This window comes from Klebsiella sp. JB_Kp004 (assembly GCF_040065795.1).
GTDB classification, from domain to species: Bacteria; Pseudomonadota; Gammaproteobacteria; order Enterobacterales; family Enterobacteriaceae; genus Klebsiella; species Klebsiella quasipneumoniae.
Genome location: NZ_JBEAKW010000038.1, coordinates 24,281 through 38,868 on the forward strand (window position 1 = coordinate 24,281; position 14,588 = coordinate 38,868).

General features: G+C 55.4%; 16 protein-coding genes. 7 read left to right on the forward strand and 9 right to left on the reverse strand.

Annotated elements, in window-relative coordinates:
* Window positions 1-65 precede the first annotated feature (65 nt).
* On the forward strand, window positions 66-1,211 hold the full coding sequence (locus tag ABLX76_RS16605) for a pyridoxal phosphate-dependent aminotransferase (protein WP_192870674.1): 1,146 nt from the start codon (window positions 66-68) through the stop codon (window positions 1,209-1,211).
* Here the strand turns inward: ABLX76_RS16605 and ABLX76_RS16610 are convergent, their stop codons facing one another.
* From ABLX76_RS16610 to dsbG, 4 genes are all read right to left on the reverse strand, one after another.
* Window positions 1,212-1,838 carry a ParB/RepB/Spo0J family partition protein gene (locus tag ABLX76_RS16610; protein WP_101977985.1) on the reverse strand — a complete coding sequence of 209 codons (627 nt, stop codon included), beginning with the start codon at window positions 1,836-1,838 and terminating at the stop codon, window positions 1,212-1,214.
* Complete coding sequence (locus ABLX76_RS16615; RefSeq protein ID WP_065882547.1) at window positions 1,823-3,046, reverse strand: DUF3440 domain-containing protein; 1,224 nt, start codon at window positions 3,044-3,046, stop codon at window positions 1,823-1,825. The genes ABLX76_RS16610 and ABLX76_RS16615 overlap by 16 nt, the downstream gene beginning before the upstream one ends.
* A gap of 113 nt (window positions 3,047-3,159) precedes the next feature.
* Entirely contained in the window at window positions 3,160-4,092 is a 933-nt protein-coding gene (locus ABLX76_RS16620; RefSeq protein ID WP_319864864.1) for a LysR family transcriptional regulator, read from the reverse strand.
* A gap of 180 nt (window positions 4,093-4,272) precedes the next feature.
* Window positions 4,273-5,022 carry a thiol:disulfide interchange protein DsbG gene (dsbG, locus tag ABLX76_RS16625; RefSeq protein ID WP_348874913.1) on the reverse strand — a complete coding sequence of 250 codons (750 nt, stop codon included), beginning with the start codon at window positions 5,020-5,022 and terminating at the stop codon, window positions 4,273-4,275.
* A gap of 410 nt (window positions 5,023-5,432) precedes the next feature.
* Between dsbG and ahpC the strand changes: the two genes are divergently transcribed.
* The gene (ahpC, locus tag ABLX76_RS16630) at window positions 5,433-5,996 is read left to right on the forward strand and encodes an alkyl hydroperoxide reductase subunit C (protein ID WP_002894394.1); all 564 of its coding nucleotides are present in this window, start codon (window positions 5,433-5,435) and stop codon (window positions 5,994-5,996) included.
* A 370-nt stretch (window positions 5,997-6,366) separates the two neighbouring features.
* Entirely contained in the window at window positions 6,367-7,932 is a 1,566-nt protein-coding gene (gene ahpF / locus ABLX76_RS16635; protein WP_218810263.1) for an alkyl hydroperoxide reductase subunit F, read from the forward strand.
* 76 nt (window positions 7,933-8,008) lie between these two features.
* On the opposite strand, the gene uspG is transcribed toward ahpF, so the two are convergent.
* From uspG to dcuC, 4 genes are all read right to left on the reverse strand, one after another.
* Window positions 8,009-8,437, reverse strand: coding sequence for a universal stress protein UspG (gene uspG / locus ABLX76_RS16640; RefSeq protein ID WP_002894401.1), 429 nt, complete (start codon window positions 8,435-8,437; stop codon window positions 8,009-8,011).
* Between the two features lie 188 nt (window positions 8,438-8,625).
* Window positions 8,626-9,036 (reverse strand): nucleoside diphosphate kinase regulator, encoded by a 411-nt coding sequence (gene rnk / locus ABLX76_RS16645; protein WP_032455114.1) that lies wholly within the window; start codon window positions 9,034-9,036, stop codon window positions 8,626-8,628.
* Between the two features lie 177 nt (window positions 9,037-9,213).
* Window positions 9,214-10,011, reverse strand: a complete 798-nt coding sequence (gene rna / locus ABLX76_RS16650) for a ribonuclease I (protein ID WP_048297041.1) — start codon at window positions 10,009-10,011, stop codon at window positions 9,214-9,216.
* A gap of 92 nt (window positions 10,012-10,103) precedes the next feature.
* Window positions 10,104-11,477, reverse strand: a complete 1,374-nt coding sequence (gene dcuC, locus ABLX76_RS16655) for an anaerobic C4-dicarboxylate transporter DcuC (RefSeq protein WP_023288824.1) — start codon at window positions 11,475-11,477, stop codon at window positions 10,104-10,106.
* A gap of 335 nt (window positions 11,478-11,812) precedes the next feature.
* Between dcuC and pagP the strand changes: the two genes are divergently transcribed.
* Both pagP and cspE read left to right on the forward strand, forming a co-directional pair.
* Window positions 11,813-12,334, forward strand: coding sequence for a lipid IV(A) palmitoyltransferase PagP (gene pagP / locus ABLX76_RS16660; protein WP_223171797.1), 522 nt, complete (start codon window positions 11,813-11,815; stop codon window positions 12,332-12,334).
* Window positions 12,335-12,528: 194 nt separating this feature from the next.
* Window positions 12,529-12,738 carry a transcription antiterminator/RNA stability regulator CspE gene (gene cspE, locus ABLX76_RS16665; RefSeq protein WP_002439184.1) on the forward strand — a complete coding sequence of 70 codons (210 nt, stop codon included), beginning with the start codon at window positions 12,529-12,531 and terminating at the stop codon, window positions 12,736-12,738.
* A 67-nt stretch (window positions 12,739-12,805) separates the two neighbouring features.
* On the opposite strand, the gene crcB is transcribed toward cspE, so the two are convergent.
* A complete protein-coding gene (gene crcB / locus ABLX76_RS16670) occupies window positions 12,806-13,189 on the reverse strand; it encodes a fluoride efflux transporter CrcB (protein WP_065882541.1) in 384 nt (127 codons plus the stop codon).
* A gap of 89 nt (window positions 13,190-13,278) precedes the next feature.
* On the opposite strand from crcB, the gene ABLX76_RS16675 reads away from it, so the two are divergent.
* Both ABLX76_RS16675 and tatE read left to right on the forward strand, forming a co-directional pair.
* A complete protein-coding gene (locus ABLX76_RS16675; RefSeq protein ID WP_065882538.1) occupies window positions 13,279-14,067 on the forward strand; it encodes a deaminated glutathione amidase in 789 nt (262 codons plus the stop codon).
* A gap of 242 nt (window positions 14,068-14,309) precedes the next feature.
* Window positions 14,310-14,516 (forward strand): twin-arginine translocase subunit TatE, encoded by a 207-nt coding sequence (gene tatE / locus ABLX76_RS16680; protein WP_023288827.1) that lies wholly within the window; start codon window positions 14,310-14,312, stop codon window positions 14,514-14,516.
* Window positions 14,517-14,588 lie beyond the last annotated feature (72 nt).

Below are 14,588 nucleotides of genomic sequence, written 5' to 3' on the forward strand. Positions count from 1 at the left end.
CATCGTGTTATAGTGGCTTCAACAACAGCATTACAATCGGTACAAAAAGAATGAGTAATAACCCATTGATTCCAGAGAGTAAACTCCCGTCACTTGGCACCACCATTTTTACCCAGATGAGCGCTCTCGCCCAGCAGCATCAGGCCATAAACCTGTCGCAGGGCTTTCCCGATTTCGACGGCCCGCGCTATCTTCAGGAGCGTCTGGCGTACCACGTGGCGCAGGGGGCGAATCAGTATGCCCCGATGACCGGCGTGCCGGCGCTGCGCGAGGCGATCGCTGACAAGACGGCGGAGCGGTATGGATATCGACCCGACGTCAACAGCGATATCACGGTCACCGCCGGGGCGACAGAGGCCCTGTTCGCGGCGATTACCGCTCTGGTGCGTCGCGGCGACGAGGTGGTCTGTTTCGATCCCAGCTACGACAGCTATGCCCCCGCGGTGGCGCTGGCCGGCGGCGAATTACGCCGTATTGCCCTTCAGCCGCCGCATTTTCGCGTCGACTGGCAGCAGTTTGCCGCGACGCTGAGCGACAAAACCCGGCTGGTGATCCTCAACACCCCGCACAACCCCTCGGCCACGGTCTGGCAACGCGAGGATTTTGCCGCCCTGTGGCAGGCGATTGCCGAACGCGAGATCTATGTTCTCAGCGACGAGGTCTATGAGCATATCAACTTTGCCGTAGACGGCCACGCCAGCGTGCTGGCGCATCCGCTATTGCGCGAGCGGGCGGTGGCGGTCTCTTCGTTTGGCAAAACGTTTCATATGACCGGCTGGAAGGTTGGCTACTGCGTGGCCCCGGCGGCCATCAGCGCGGAGCTGCGCAAGGTGCACCAGTATCTGACCTTCTCGGTAAATACCCCGGCGCAGCTGGCGATCGCCGACATGCTGCGCGAGGAGCCGGATCATTACCAAGAACTACCGGCCTTTTATCGTGAACGCCGCGATCTGTTTATTGAGGCGCTGCGCCCCAGCCGGCTGGAGCTCCTGCCCTGTGAGGGGACCTATTTCCTGCTGGCGGACTACAGCGCCATCTCCGACCTTGACGACGTCAGCTTCTGCCGCTGGCTGACGACCGAGGTTGGGGTGGCGGCGATCCCGCTCTCCGTCTTCTGCGCCGACCCGTTCCCGCACAAGCTGATCCGCTTGTGCTTCGCTAAACAACCGGAGACCCTGCTGGCCGCGGCGGCGCGTTTGTGCGAGCTGTAGTTACTTTATGGTCCACGCCTGAGAGAACTGGCGGTCGGCGAACATCTCTGCCAGGCCGCTAATTTGCTTCAGGCGCAGCACCTCATCGGCATCCATTCCCAGCTCTTTGCCGATCTTCTGCGGCGTCCAGCCGAGCCGGGTTAGCTCGCGGACAATATCTGACATGGCGTGGATTTGGTGGCGTCCGCGCGCCCGGTTGTGGCGTATTGTCGCTGCCATCAGCCCGTCGCGTGAGGCCTCTTCATTCGTCAGACAGGTGACCGGTAGATAGCCTTTCAGCTGTTTTTTCAGCGACGCTTTGCTGCAGGCCAGCTCATGGCGGTGAAAACCGTCGACAATCGCGTACCCCTGCGGTCCCTGCCTGATGACCACCACCGGCTGGGTAAAGCCATCGGCCTCCAGCGAGGTCTGCAGCAGGCGCTTCTCCGGCGGCGCCACGTTATTCGGGTTATAGTCGTTGGGGATAACCTGCTCCTGTTTGACCCACAGCACACAGTCAACGGGCTGCGAGCGGAAGGGGCTGTGTTGGTGGAGCACCTGGCGAAACGCGTTGATAGCCTCGATACGCGCTTCGTCATCCAGCGTTTGCAGGAAATCGTCCAACGCCTGCGTTAGTTGTTGTTGCATAATATCCCCCATTGTTGGCGATGTTTTTCCATACGTTTTCGGTAGCGCTGATAGTGGCTGCTTTTGGTTGGGCTGAAGGAGAGCTGGCGGCACCAGTAGTCATTGTTGAGTAGCACTTTGCAGATCCGTCGCCAGGAGGGGATATCTTTGGTGCCAACGTCCGCGGGCTGAGTATCGGGGATCTCTTCCATGCCTTTTTTCTGGTACCAGCGCAGGTAGACGGCGATCTTATTACGGTAATGCTCGGCGGTGGTTTCCGGCATGCTGTCGAGCAGAAACAGCGCATAGCTTTTCCATGTCAAATGGTCCGGTTTGTCGATTTTTCGGTGACCGTAGAATTGATTATCATGCCCGGCATAGACGCCGCCGCTGTGCGCGCCGCTCACCCGCTGGCACATCGCGGCCCAGCGCTCCGGCTCCAGCACATGGTACAGCCATAGCCCCTGGCGCTGCTCCGGACCGAAGGGTTCGCAGATGCGCATATAGCGCAGCGGCACACCGGCCTGATACATCAGATCGTACAGCGGGTTATAGGGCTGGCCGCTTTTAGCAAACCAGGTCCAGATATCGGCGGTTTTCCAGTCATAGAGCGGGTAGATGTACCAGGCGTGGCCGCCCGGCGCCGAGGTGGTCCACGGTTTATCGTCGGCGAAGCGCTGTTTTCGCTGAGAAGAGATGGTCATAAAGCGATTCAGCGACTCATCTGCCCGAATACCCACCAGCACGGCGGCGGGACGGCGCTGTGAAAACCACTCGGCAAAGTGGCTGACGAAGGCTTCAAAGCTCATCCCCGGCTGATAAAACGAAAAATAGCCCGGGTGGGTAATGGCCCAGGAGGGGGGCTGGCGGACCCAGGCGGTGCCGGGCTGCCAGCATTGCCATTGCGGCTTATACTGCGTCAGGGCATTTTGGGTAGTGAGCGGCAGGGCGACCCAGTAAAAGGTATCGATAACATCCTGATAGAGGGCGCGCAGTTTTTCACAGTGAGCGATGGTGCAGGAGAACTGCGCTTCCCAGTCAATAAACAGTACGCTGATTTTCTTACCCTGTAACCGCGCTGCCTGCGCGGTTAAATGGAGCATAACGGTAGAGTCTTTTCCGCCAGAGAAAGAGACGCAAATGCGTGAAAAATTATCCAGAACCCAATCGATCCGCTGCTCCGTCGCCTGCAGCACCGATTCCGGTAAGGGATATTTGATAAACGACATGACCATTAATCCTTTAATACTAGAGATTCCCGTTCGCTCAGTATAAACGATGATGCGTGGGAAATTAATGGTCGACTTTCCCTTCCCTTGGGGAGGGGCAATAAGTCGGATCGTTATTTGCTGTTATTGAGTAGGGGGCGTGATATCTCTCTGTCATTCATTAAAATGGTGATTAATTCAGATAAAAAATGATTTTCTGTAGATGATTGATGGTAGTTAATATATATCGTAATGTCTGGGAAAAGTTCATTTATATCGAGGACGTGAAGTTGCATGGCTGGCGAAATAAAATCATATAAATAGGACGGCAAGAAGCCAATCAGATCGGTTTTATTGATCATGTTAAGAATGGTCATAAAAGAGTCGCTGCGAAAGGCAATATTACGCGGATTTAGCCAGGGCGTGCTGCTTTGCTGAACGCGCTGAATAACGGGATCGTTGGTAATATAGTGGGTGAAAAACTCCTGCGCCAGCGCGTCAACTGACGTGAGCGCCTCGCGCCGCGGATGGTTCGTCCGACACACCGCGAGGGTCTGCACCGTCTGATAGGGCTGACAGATCGTGGCGCGGTTGGTTATCGGCATTCGGGTGAACACCAGGTCAGCCTGGCGATATGCCAGCAGCTCCTCAGCCGATTCGGTGGTGGTCAGGTTATGGTGCTCAATTTGCAAGTTGGCCTGATGACAAAGCTGGTTAATCATAAAGTGGCTGTTTACTGAACAGAACAGCGGGGGGCCATATATTACAATACGTTTACGTAAATCGGAGCGGTTATTGAGATTGATCGTTTTTTCCAGCTGCTCCAGATTTTGCTGCAGGTGGTAATGAAGATTCACGCAGGCGGTGGTGGGCGTCATTCCCTTCCCGACGCGCACAAATAGCGGATCGTCTAACTGCTGACGCAGACGCTGCAATGACTGACTTACCGCTGACGGGGTGATAAATAACATTGCCGCTGCTTTGCTGATGCTTAAGTGCTGATAGATACATTCAAAAATTACCAATAAATTTAGATCGAACTTTTTCAGATCGTAAAGATTTGCCATTAATACAGTCCTGTTAATTGCCAGTGTAAGTTAAAATATTTCTAACGATAATATCTTGAGTCTTAGTATTTGTGGTGTGAATTTAATTGTGGGCAAATAAAGTTAAGTTTTGCTTAATATATCTTACTATCGGTAGTGGCACCAGAGATCGGTTTCGCCAGGCGCCACACCGGGACGGAATTACTCTTTTTCACCCATCATAATAGACAGCTTCTCTTTATCCGGCAGGCCGACCACCTGCTGCAGCATATTATCCTTATTCATATAATAAATAGCTGGCGTGACGTTGGCCCCCAGATCGTCCATCAGCTGCTGGTTGACGTTGAGCATTTTCATCTTCTCCGGCGGGATAGCCTTCGGTATCGTCAGGGCCATTTTGCCGTTCGATTGTTCGTAATCGTGCCAGGTTTTCGCCGGATCTTTACTGGCGAGGATCGCCGCGGCGGTGGCCGGGCTCTCCGGCTTGATCACGCCCACCAGCAGGGTGCGGATCTGCACTTTACCGGCCTCCACCCAGGTACGGGACTGCTGCCAGAACTGTTTGCAGTAAGGGCAGAAGGGATCGGCAAAGACATACAGCACGATGGGGGCGTCCTTGTCGCCATCCTGCAGCCAGTGGGCGCTGGCCATCTTCTTCCACATCTCTTGTCCCGCCGGCGTGTAGAGCGCTTTTTGAAATAACTGCTCGCTGAGGTTGTTGCCGTTTTCGTCGTACATATAACCGGAAATGGCATGTTTGCCGTCAGGCGTGAGGTAGATGGCGACGCCCATATCCTGGTATTTCCCCAGCCAGCCCTTCATTCCCCCCGGCGCGTCAAAGGGTTTGATGATGGTAATGCCCTGTTTTTCAATTGCTTTTACCGGGGCGGGCAGTTCTTCCGCATAGCTACAAAAAGGCAAAAGGCTGAGCAACAGCAGACGTTTTAACATGAGTATTCCTTGTAAAATCAGCAGGAAAGGAAGAAACATTGCCAAACCTATTACAGTTATAGGCAGGATCAGCAGAACGACGGATTGCCCTTTCCTGGCGTGGGTGATGTAATCCTGGATGCTGTTACATTAAGGTAATGTAGAGCGCAACACATAGCCAGTCTGACTGGCGCTGAACCTACCTTCGGGTATTTCAGGTAACGGGGCCGCCTGAAAGGGTGGCCTTTTTACTTTTGTCGCGGCAAATGATGCGAAAAACAGCGAACTGCGCTGAACGCGTCGACAGGTTCACATAGTTGTCTTGTTCCGGTTGTTAGATAACGCTTATTGATTCGATAATGTAAACGCATTGGTCGGGTCAGGAAAAATTCGTTAACTTAGACCTCAACGAAAACACGGAGGAAGTATAGATGTCCTTAATTAACACCAAAATCAAACCGTTCAAAAACCAGGCATTCAAAAATGGTGAATTCATCGAAGTCACCGAGAAAGACACCGAAGGCCGCTGGAGCGTCTTCTTCTTCTATCCGGCTGACTTCACCTTCGTCTGCCCGACCGAACTGGGCGACGTGGCTGACCATTACGAAGAACTGCAGAAGCTGGGCGTAGACGTTTACTCTGTTTCTACCGATACCCACTTCACCCACAAAGCGTGGCACAGCAGCTCTGAAACCATCGCGAAAATCAAATACGCGATGATTGGCGACCCGACTGGCGCCCTGACCCGTAACTTCGACAACATGCGTGAAGATGAAGGTCTGGCTGACCGCGCCACCTTCGTGGTTGACCCGCAGGGTATCATCCAGGCGATCGAAGTTACCGCTGAAGGTATCGGCCGTGACGCGTCTGACCTGCTGCGTAAAATCAAAGCGGCGCAGTATGTTGCTTCCCACCCAGGCGAAGTGTGCCCGGCGAAATGGAAAGAAGGCGAAGCGACGCTGGCTCCATCTCTGGACCTGGTCGGCAAAATCTAATAATCACGGCGTCTTTCGCATCATAGCGGCGTTGGCTGCGCTTAATCAGCCCGGTCACTTACTCGTGTAAGCTCCCGGGGGTTCATAAGCTTGCCGCCTTGCTCTAACGCGAAATACTGGTGAATTAAAATTTCCGTCGTCTTTCACGCAATAGCTGCGTTGGCGTCGCCTGCTCACCCCGGTCGCTTACTTTAGTAAGCTCTCGGGGATTCTCAGGCTAGCCGCCTTGCTCTGACGCGAAATACTTTGGAAATTACTTCAGTCATGGGCGCACCTGCGCCCATTTCATTCCAACACCATGATGCAAGCGCATTCAGGCTGCCTGGACGAGGCCGCTTGCATGATGATGTTTTAAGCCCAGGAGATAACAATGCTCGACACCAACATGAAAACCCAGCTCAAGGCCTATCTTGAGAAGCTGACCAAGCCTGTTGAGCTGATTGCCACGCTGGATGACAGCGCTAAATCGGCAGAAATCAGGGAACTGCTGGCTGAAATTGCTGAACTGTCAGACAAAGTCACCTTTAAAGAAGACAACACGCTGGCGGTACGCAAGCCATCGTTTCTGATTGCTAACCCCGGTTCCGACCAGGGCCCACGCTTTGCGGGCTCCCCGCTGGGCCACGAGTTTACCTCGCTGGTGCTGGCGCTGCTGTGGACCGGCGGTCATCCGTCGAAAGAGGCCCAGTCTCTGCTGGAGCAGATCCGCGATATCGATGGCGACTTCGAGTTTGAAACCTACTACTCGCTCTCCTGCCATAACTGCCCGGACGTGGTCCAGGCGCTGAACCTGATGGCGGTGCTCAACCCGCGTATCAAACATACGGCGATTGACGGCGGGACGTTCCAGAATGAGATCACCGAGCGCAACGTGATGGGCGTGCCGGCGGTATTCATGAACGGCCAGGAGTTTGGTCAGGGGCGGATGACGCTGACGGAAATCGTCGCCAAAGTGGACACCGGTGCGGAAAAACGCGCAGCGGAAGAGCTGAATCAGCGTGACGCTTACGATGTGCTGATCGTCGGTTCCGGCCCGTCCGGCGCGGCGGCCGCGGTTTACTCTGCGCGTAAAGGGATTCGTACCGGCCTGATGGGCGAGCGCTTCGGCGGCCAGGTGCTGGATACCGTGGATATCGAAAACTACATTTCGGTGCCGAAAACCGAAGGCCAGAAGCTGGCCGGGGCCCTGAAAGCGCACGTTAGCGACTATAACGTCGATGTGATCGACTCCCAGAGCGCGACCAAACTGACGCCAGCGGCGACAGAGGGCGGCCTGCATCAGATCGAAACCGCCTCCGGCGCGGTGCTGAAGGCGCGCAGCGTCATCATTGCCACCGGGGCGAAATGGCGCAACATGAACGTGCCGGGCGAAGATCAGTATCGCACCAAGGGCGTAACCTACTGCCCGCACTGCGATGGCCCGCTGTTTAAAGGTAAGCGCGTGGCGGTGATCGGCGGGGGGAACTCCGGCGTGGAAGCCGCCATCGACCTGGCGGGCGTCGTGGAACACGTGACCCTGCTGGAATTCGCACCGGAGATGAAGGCCGACCAGGTGCTGCAGGATAAAGTCCGCAGTCTGAAGAATGTCGACATCATTCTCAATGCGCAGACCACGGAAGTGAAAGGCGACGGCAGCAAGGTCACCGGTCTGCAGTATCGTGACCGGGTGAGCGGCGATGAGCATCACGTCGCGCTGGCGGGCATCTTCGTGCAGATCGGCCTGCTGCCTAATACCACCTGGCTGGAAGGCGCGGTTGAGCGTAACCGCATGGGCGAGATCATCATCGATGCGAAGTGCGAAACCAACGTTAAAGGCGTATTCGCCGCCGGTGACTGCACCACCGTGCCGTACAAGCAGATTATCATCGCGGCAGGGGAGGGGGCGAAAGCGTCGCTGAGCGCCTTCGACTACCTGATTCGCACGAAAACCGCATAACAAGTCAGACAATAGACCTGCATAACAAAGAGGCTACCCAGGGGTAGCCTCTTTTTTTATGCGCTTTTCCTCAGCCTTACCTGACGACCATCACCGGGATATGGGCGTGACGGATGACGCTCGAGGCGTTGGAGCCCAACAGGTGGGTACTGATGGAGGGATTGCGTGAGCCAATCACCACCACGTCGGCGTTTATTTCGCTGGCCAGTTCGTTGACCATGTCGCGCACGCTGCCGAAACGCACATGCAGCTTGATCCGCGATGGGTCAATGCTGAAATGGCTGACCATGGTCTGCAGGCGGGTTTCCGCCTCGTGCTGCAGATGTTCCTCAAAACGCCGCAGGTCGGCGGTAAAACGGCTCATCGTGAAGCTCGCTGAACCGGGTAACACGTGGAGCAGATGGATCACCCCGTCCTGCTGGGCCAGAAACTCCGCATGCCGGACGGCTTTATCGCTCAGAGCCATCTCAAAGACATCAACCGGCATAATGATAGTCTTATACATATGCAATCCTCCTTGTTCGTTTGCGTCTATATCAACATATTATATGCGGATATTGTGTCATTCAGGTCGCAAAACTGTCAGTCAGGCAGGCGCAAAGCGTAAAAAAAGGTTAGCGGGGGGAAAGACAGCAGAAAGAGGATGTGTGGACATCCTCTGAATAAAGCGCGATACGCCTCAGGCAGCGGGGATTAACGGTGGAATTCGCCAGCGGCTTCCGGCTGGTACAGCAGCGCCAGCACTTCCAGGTGCGTCGACGCCCCGCCCGGCAGCTCCCAGTGAATGGTGCTGCCGACCTTGAGGCCGAGCAGCGCGGCGCCCACCGGCGCGAGGACGGAGAGCTGGCTGGCGCTGTCGGTCACCTGCGTCGGAAACACCAGCGTCCGCACGCGCTCTTCGCCGCTGGTCAAATCGCGGAATTTAACCGTACTGTTCATGGTGACGACATCGTGCGGCATCGCTTCCGGCGCCAGCATTTGCGCGCGGTCGAGCTCGTCGTTCAGGGCATCGGCAACCGGCGAGCTGGCGAAAGCCGGCTGCTCCAGCAGCCTGTCGATACGTTCGGCATCCAGTTCGTTAATGATGATTGCGGGTCTGGTCATTGCATACTCCATGTTATCCAGGAACCTGTCCGTAAAAGAAAACCCTCGCCGAAAAAGGCAAGGGTTAAGGTTCTCCCATCATACTGAGAGTTGCCGGCAGTTTGAAGTGATGAAACGCACAATCAGCGCGCAACGCCTCCGGCGAAGGACGTTTTCTGAACAGTATGCCGCGTTGCGCTAGTGGCCAACCTTATCGAGGATAAACTGCGCGCCGCAGTTACCCGGGTGAGGCTGGGGCAGAAAGGCGGAGGTGGCCAGTGGGGCGTTGATGGACGCGGCGTTGAGCGAGATTTGCATCTCGGTCAAATAGGCAGGATTACCGTTACAGGTTAATTTAAACGCCTTCACGCTCTGCGGACCCCAGGCGCGGGCCACGGCGGCGTCGAAGTCGGCCCGACTGACGGTTTGGCCATAGTGTTTGGCAAGGAAATCACCAACCGGGCTGCGCTTAATTTCCCCGTTCAGGCGCACCATGGCGCCAAAATAGCTGTCGGGATCGAAGCCGAAGCAGACGCCATGTTTGGCATATTCGTAACGTTCGAGGCAGGAGGTGCCGCCCGCGCCCGGCATTACGCTATTCAGTTTGTTGGCCATCTCCAGCGACAATCCCGTCTCCGCCGCCTGACATTTGCGGTTCGCTTTCACCTCCGGCATGTCGGGCAGCGGGCGCGTGGCGCAGCCGTAGCGCATCCAGCGTCGTTCATCCACTCCGCGCGCGGCAATGGACTTTGGCAGCCCGGGCCACAGACCGTGCACGGTCAGAAAATCGGCTTTATTCGCGGTTTCCTGCTGCAGGCGGCACTCTTCCGGTTCGTTGCGGTTACGGTCATACATGCTCTGACAGAATCCGGTTTGCCAGGAGAGGGCCAGGACATAGCGGTCAAAATCAGCGTATCGCGTCGCGGTGAGCGGTTCAGCGCCGGCCTGAGTGGCGGTAAGCACAAGGGCAAGCGCGGCGAATTCCTTCCTGAACATGTTTATTCCTGATTGTGGATGGCAAAAGATAACGGGGAGTTATTAAAGCATAAAAAAGGCGCCTGCTGGCGCCTTTTCACGTGGTTAGACCATTAGTGGACCGCGCTGCCCGGGACGAGGATCTCGGTCGCGACAATCACCACCAGCAGGCCAACCATCACCGGCACCGAGGTGCGTTTGACCACTTCGAACGGGGAGATCTTCGCCATCCCGGCGACGGCCACCACCACGCCGGAGACCGGCGAGATCGTGCGGCCAAGGTTAGAGGCCTGCAGCATCGGGATCGACAGATAGGCGGGATTGATGCCGGAGGAGTGCGCCAGCTTGGGGATCATCTCGACAAAGGCGTAGAACGGGGCATTGCCGGAGCCGGTGGTCATCGCCGCCAGCATGGTCAGGATCACCAGCACCAGCATCAGAATAATACTGGCCGAGCCGAAGGAAGTGGCGATGGAGATCAGACCGTTGATGAAGCCGATGGTGCTTAATCCCTGAGCAAAAACGCCGGCGGCGACCAGCAGCATCACCACCCCGGCGAAGGCGTCAGCCATCCCGCGGTAGGCGACTTCCAGTCCGCTGAAGACGTTTTTGGTGTTGAACCCGCGCAGGAATTCGAGGATCGCCGCCAGCAGCATGCAGCCGACGAGGATGGTAATAATGTGCAGTTCCGGCCCCCATTTGCCATCAAAGATCAGTACGCCAATAATCGGGGTAAACGGCAGGATGGCGTACAGCGCCGGGGCATTGGTGGTGATCTCGTTGACGTCGAGCATTTCGTGGGAAATGTTCTCTTTTTTATCCAGGTAGCGCTGCCAGAAGAAGTGGGCGATCGCCATGCAGATGATAGCGGCGATGGAGATCGGCAGCGTGGTCTTGAAGGCAAAGTCGATCAGCGGCATTTCGGCCGCTTTTGCCGCCAGCACGACGTCACCCGAGGTAGGCGAAAGGATAATCGCCGCCGGGGAGGCGCAGATGGCCGCCGCCGCACCGCGGCTGATACCAACGTTTACCATCACCGGGAACAGCGTCGCCATCAGCAGGACGCCGAGGCCGGTCGCGGAGGAGACGGCCAGCGACATCAGGCAGGCGACAAAGTAGGCGGCAATCATCAGCAGATAGGGCGAATTGATATAGCGCAATGGCTTTGAGGCTAATTTCACCACCATATCATTGGCGCCAATATGCGTCATATAGGTGGCGAAACCGCACAGCATCATGATCATCATACCCAAATCGCCGCCACGGCTCATGAGTAGAATCTTAATGTATTCAATAATGTCAGTGGCGGAGTAACCGGTGCCCTCGGTATTGCCTGGTAAGACTTTATGACCCAGCAGGGCGCTGACGATCAGCAATATTAAGCCGCCGACGAACAGCACGCCGGTGGCTGAATAGCCCTTAATGATATAGCGGGCGACGCCCACAATGACCGCAATCCCGATCAGGATCTCAACAAACGTCAGCATTCATTTCCCCTAAGCCCAAAGAATATGTAGTTAAAAAGCGCCACACCAAATTTTAATGTGCGAATGTGCCGAAAAAACGGACGAAACTCGCTGATGCAAATCAATAAAGCGATAAGAACTACGCCCCTCCCGTCCCGCCTGGATATAATCACCAGATGGATAGTTAAGCGGTTCTGATGGTCAGCGGGCGAAAATCAGGAGTTTGCCTTATTTCGTTCAACCTGTATTGAGACTATCTTTGCTATTTTAGGTGGCTTTTAAATGAAAGTGGTAATAGAAAAGTGTTGATGTTACGTCGTTTTTCATTGTTTTCTCTTGGTTTTTTAGGATGGTTATTGGTATCCGGAAACGCCAGCGCGTCGTTTTCATCGACCCTTAGCGAAGGTTACCATACCTTAAGTAATAACGTTGCGCAGACCTGGAATGAGCCGGAGCACTATGATCTGTACGTTCCAGCCATCACCTGGCACGCGCGCTTTGCTTATGATAAGGAAAAGACGGACAAGTATAATGAACGTCCGTGGGGGGCAGGCTTCGGCGTTTCGCGCTGGGATGAGAAAGGGAACTGGCACGGCCTGTACCTGATGGCGTTTAAAGACTCTTTCAATAAGTGGGAACCCATCGGCGGCTACGGTTGGGAGAAAACCTGGCGGCCGCTGACGGACCAGAACTTCCGCCTCGGTCTCGGCTATACCCTCGGGGTGACGGCGCGCGATAACTGGAACTACATCCCGATTCCGGTGATCTTGCCCTTAGCGTCAATAGGTTACGGTCCGGCAACGTTCCAGATGACCTATATTCCCGGTACCTACAATAACGGTAACGTTTACTTCGCCTGGGCTCGCATACAGTTTTAATTCGCTAAGTCTTAGCAATAAATGAGATAAGCGATGCGTCTTGTGGAAAAACAAGGACTAAAGCGTTACCCACTAAAAAAGATAGCGACTTTTATCACTTTTTAGCAAAGTTGCACTGGACAAAAGGTACCACAATTGGTGTACTGATACCCGACACAGCATTAGTGTCGATTTTTCATATAAAGGTAATTTTGATGTCTAAGATTAAAGGTAACGTTAAGTGGTTTAATGAGTCCAAAGGATTCGGTTTCATTACTCCGGAAGATGGCAGCAAAGATGTATTCGTACACTTCTCTGCAATCCAGTCCAACGGTTTCAAAACTCTGGCTGAAGGTCAGCGCGTAGAGTTCGAAATCACTAACGGTGCCAAAGGCCCTTCTGCTGCAAACGTAATCGCTCTGTAAGCAACGCGTCAGTAGAATATAAAAACCCGCTAATCAGCGGGTTTTTTTTTGCCTGTTGATTACGCCTTTAGCGGCTGGCGGCCTGCGAGAAGAGCCAGAAGGCGACAGCCGTCATGGTAAATGAGCCCAGCAAGTTCACCGCGACGTTGAGGAGCGCCCAGCTCACTCGCCCCTGCTGCAGAAGAAACACCACTTCCGCAGAGAAGGTGGAGAAGGTGGTCAACCCGCCGCAGAAACCTGTGGTGATCAGCAGTTTCCACATCGGGTCAATGCCGGTCAGTCTATTAAACCACGCCAGCCCGGCGCCGATCACAAAGGCGCCTAACAGGTTGGCAGTCAGTGTCCCAATCGGGATAGCATGGTGCACAGGATTGAGCTTCATGCCGAGCCACCAGCGCAAAACGCTGCCGGTGCCGCCGCCAATAAAAACGGCGCAAAGAAGTTGAAACACGGTCGTTTCCTGCTATTTGATGTAAGAGAGTGTCAAGTGTAGCGCGCAACGGGCGCAATTGGCTATTCATAACCTGACGGGAGAAAAACATGCGGGTAGCGGCAGGGCAGTTTATCGTCACGCCAGTATGGCGGACGAATGCGCAAACTTGTGTGGCGATGATGCAGCAGGCGGCGCGTGAAGGGGCGGCGCTGCTGGTGCTGCCGGAGGCGTTGCTGGCACGTGATGACAACGACCCGGATCTGTCGGTGAAATCGGCCCAAACGCTGGATGGAGAGTTTTTACAGCTGCTGCTGGCCGAGAGCGCGCGTAACGGCCTGACGACGATCCTGACGCTGCATGTGCCGTCGGGGGAGGGGAGAGCAACCAACACGCTGGTGGTATTGCGTAAAGGGAAGGTTATTGCCCATTATCACAAACTTCATTTATACGACGCCTTCGCAATGCAGGAGTCCCGGCGGGTGGATCCCGGCCGGCAAATCCCGCCGGTGATTGAAGTGGCGGGTTTCCGCGTTGGCCTGATGACCTGTTACGATCTGCGTTTTCCGGAGCTGGCGCTGTCGCTGGCGCTGAACGGGGCGCAGCTGCTGGTGCTGCCCACCGCATGGGTGAAAGGGCCGCAAAAAGAGCATCACTGGGCGACGCTGCTGGCGGCGCGCGCGCTGGACACGACCTGCTACGTCGTGGCGGCAGGCGAATGCGGGACGCGTAACATCGGGCAGAGCCGCATCGTCGATCCGCTGGGGACCACCGTGGCGGGCGCGGGGAGCGAGCCGCAGCTGATCTATGCCGATATTTCCGCAGACTACCTTGCGCGGGTTCGCGAGCGTTTGCCGGTGCTGCAGAACCGACGGTTTGCGTCACCGCAATTATTGTGACGTTTTTTTAAACAAGGCTTGATTCACCTTGTTACAGATTGCTATTGTGTCCGCGCGCCAAATACCCGTATTGTTTATCCCAATAATTCGCTGTGCACGTCAGGACGGACACCCCAGCGCTCACTCCCGGAGGGGAGGCCTCGGGCTGATTCACGCAGCCCACGCACAGGTGGATTACGATATGACGGATAAATGCGTGTATGATGGCTTATTCGCAGCTTGTATAGAGAAGAAGGTTAGCTATGGGTGAGATTAGTATTACCAAACTGCTGGTAGTCGCAGCACTGATTATCTTAGTGTTTGGTACCAAGAAATTACGTACGCTGGGCGGCGACCTGGGGTCGGCTATCAAGGGCTTTAAAAAAGCCATGAACGAAGATGACGATAGCGCGAAAAAAACCACCGCTGAAGACGAAGCACCGGCGCAGAAGCTCTCTCATAAAGAGTAATTCTCCGGCTGCGTCCCCTGGCGGGATGCGGGTGGTACGGCGAAGAGGCCGCGACGTTTGACGTTGCGGCCT